This is a genomic window from Kitasatospora sp. NPDC056531, from assembly GCF_042794375.1.
Lineage (GTDB): Bacteria > Actinomycetota > Actinomycetes > Streptomycetales > Streptomycetaceae > Kitasatospora.
Genome location: NZ_JBHTTU010000264.1, coordinates 1 through 2,972, shown reverse-complemented (window position 1 = coordinate 2,972; position 2,972 = coordinate 1). Strand labels below are relative to the sequence as shown.

The window sequence follows — 2,972 nt, the reverse complement described above, 5'->3', positions numbered from 1 at the left end:
TCAGCGCACGGCGATGACGGCCACGGCAGCGCGAACCGGCGGCCGCTTATGCGGCGGGCGGTCATGATGGCGTACCAGGCGGTTCATGCGGCTCATCAAACCCACCCCGGCCCGCCGGGGCAAGCGCAGCACCGGCGCCCTGACGAATCCCTGACGCACCCGGCACACCCGTGAGTCCAACCGGCGAAGCCCGCGCGACGACCGGAGGCGGGGCCGACTTCGGCCCGCACCACCGCGCTCGACGGCTCCCGCCGGCCCGATGCGGCCTCAACGGGCCGACCGGGGCGCCACGTTCGTCCAGGTGAAGCGGCTACGGACCACCTCGGACACCACTACGCTACGTGTCATGAGTTCTTCGGAGACGGCCCCCGGGCGGGGCACTGCGGTGGTGATCGGCGGCGGTCTGGCCGGGGTGGTGGCGGCCTGGGCGCTACGGGGCAGCGCCGAGCGGATCGTCGTGGTGGAGCGGGACCGCTACCCGGACGAACCGACGTTCCGGGCCGGGGTGCCACAGGGGCGGCACGCCCACCTGGTGCTGGAGGCGGGGCACCGGGCGCTGGAGGAGATGATGCCCGGCATCAAGCAGGAGCTGTCGGCCGCGGGCGCGCACCGGGTCGCCGTCTCGGGCGATCTGAGGTGGCTCAGCTCGGCCGGGTGGATGGCCGACTACCCCGCCCAGTTGGGCTTCCTCTCCTGCACCCGGCCGGTGCTGGACAAGCTGGTCCTGGACCGGGTCCGTACCGAGCCCTCGATCGAGTTCCTGGAGGGCACCGACGTGGTCGGGCTGCTGGGCTCGGCAGGGGCGGTGACCGGGGTGAGGGTCCGCGAACGCGGCTCGGAGCGAGGCTCGGAGCGCGACGAGGAGCAGAGCTCTGGTCGCGGTGAAGTCCGGGACATCCCTGCCGAGTTGGTGGTCGACGCATCCGGCCGCTCGACCTCGGTGCCGAAGTGGCTCGCCGAACTGGGCTGCCGCCCGGTGCCCGAGGAGCGGGTGGACGCCGGCGTGGCGTACTCCTCCCGGCTGTTCCACCGCCCGCCCGGGGTCGACCTCGGCTACCAGGCGATCTACCTGCAGACCAAGGCGCCGGACAAGCCGCGGATGGGCGTGCTGCTGCCGGTCGAGGGCGACCGCTGGATCGTCAGCCTGGCCGGGATGCGCGGCGCCGAACCCGAGCCCGGCGAGGAGGGCTTCACCAAGCACCTGGCCCAACTCCGCGACCCGGGCCTGCGCGACGCGCTGCGGGACGCCGAACCGGCGGGCGAGGTGCGCGGCTTCCTGCCCGGCCCGGGCGTACGGCGCCACTACGAGCGCGGCGGCCCGGAGGGCCTGGTGGTGGTCGGCGACGCCGCGAGCACCTTCAACCCGGTGTACGGCCAGGGGGTCACGGTCTCGCTGTTCTGCGCGCAGGCGCTGCGCCGCACCGCGCTGCGGCACGGCGGCATCGGCCACGCCACCGCGCGCGACGCGCAGCGGGAGATCGCGGCGGTGTCCAAGAACGCGTGGATGATGTCCTGCGCCGAGGACGTCCGCTTCGCCGCCACCACCGGCGGGCCCTCCGGGGCCCTGATCAGGATCCAGCACCGCTTCCTGGACCGGGTGCTGGCCGGCGCGACCCGCAACCCGGAGGTCACCGCGGCCTTCCACGAGGTGCTCTCCCTGGTGGCACCGCCCTCGCTGTTCTTCCGCCCGTCGGTGCTGGCCGCCGTGCTGCGGAGCTGACGGCCGCGAGGCTGGCGGCCGCGAGGCTGGCGGCCGCGGAGCCGCTGCCGCTCACGGGGTGAGGTGCGCGGCGACGTACGGCAGCGCGACCTGCTCCAGGGCGCGCTGCCCGAAGGCCGGGTGGACGTTGACCTCGAAGACCACCCCGCCACTCTCGGCGGCGAGGTCGACGCCCGCCAGCTCCAGGCCGAGCGAGTCCGCCGCGTCGATCGCCAACTTTGCCAGTCCGTCGGGTAGTTCATCAACCTCCAACAAGCTGGAGATCGCGCCGCGACACTCGTTGCAAGGCTCGTCCGGGTCCGCCTGGACGTGCTCGGCCACCCGGACCACCCGACCGTGCAGCACCACCACGCGGTACTGGTGGCGGCGGCCGTCCGGCAGGAAGTTCCGGGCGTCGCGGGCGATCAGCCAGTCCGTCCCGGCCGCCGCGTAGTACTGTGCCGCGGCGACGAGTTGGGCCGGGGTGGTGACATGGAAGACGTCCTCACCGCCCATTCCCACGCAGGGCCGGGCCCAGACGTCACCGCCGAGCCGCTCGAACGCCTCGGCGGCGGCCTCCGGGCTCGGCCGGGAGAGCACCACGCTGGGCATCTGCGGCACGCCGTCCCGGGCGAAGCGGGCGACGGTGCGGTCCTTCTCGGTGGCCGCCCGCCACGCCTCGGGGTCGGTGCCGAGCGAGCGGGCGCCGTACGCGCGCAGCCGCCGCTGGCAGTCGGCGAAGACGCGGCGCCGGTGCGGCGGGATCTCGTAGACGACCACCGCCTCGGCGGTGACGGTCCGTCCGTCCGCCGTGAGCCGGAGCCCGCCCGGGCCGTCGGCGTCGATCCGGCCGCTGCCGCCGTCCATGAAGTGCCGGGCGTCGAGCTGGACGGGCGCGCGGCCGGTCAATGTCCGTACGGCGGTGGCGAGGACGTCGCGGCTTCCTTCGGTCGAACTGTGGTCGGTCAGGAGAACGAGTTCAGATCGGCCCATACGGCCATGGAAGAGCCCCCGGTCCAGTCCGGCAAGACGGCCCCGCGCGCCACGGTGGCCGAAACCGCGGCGAAGGAACGGGCGGATGGCCCGGGTAGGGCCGGTGAATCCGCCGTCCGGGGCGGCCCGTTCGCTTCGCCGGACGGAATGCGGCCGGTCAATTCGGATGCGGCCGTTCCGACGGACAGCTAGCCCCATCCTCCGCACGTGACACGTTCGGGTGAATGGATGGCATGACTGCCTTCTCGGGGATGGAAGTTCGCTTGGGTGGGGGTGTGTC

At 73.7% G+C, this 2,972-nt stretch carries 2 protein-coding genes; one reads left to right on the top strand and one right to left on the bottom strand.

Going from position 1 to position 2,972, the window contains the following annotated elements; translation table 11 throughout:
* Positions 1-346 precede the first annotated feature (346 nt).
* Positions 347-1,720, top strand: coding sequence for an NAD(P)/FAD-dependent oxidoreductase (locus ACFQ87_RS45390; protein ID WP_380616907.1), 1,374 nt, complete (start codon positions 347-349; stop codon positions 1,718-1,720).
* A 51-nt stretch (positions 1,721-1,771) separates the two neighbouring features.
* On the opposite strand, the gene ACFQ87_RS45385 is transcribed toward ACFQ87_RS45390, so the two are convergent.
* A complete protein-coding gene (locus ACFQ87_RS45385; protein WP_380616906.1) occupies positions 1,772-2,692 on the bottom strand; it encodes a RimK family alpha-L-glutamate ligase in 921 nt (306 codons plus the stop codon).
* Positions 2,693-2,972 lie beyond the last annotated feature (280 nt).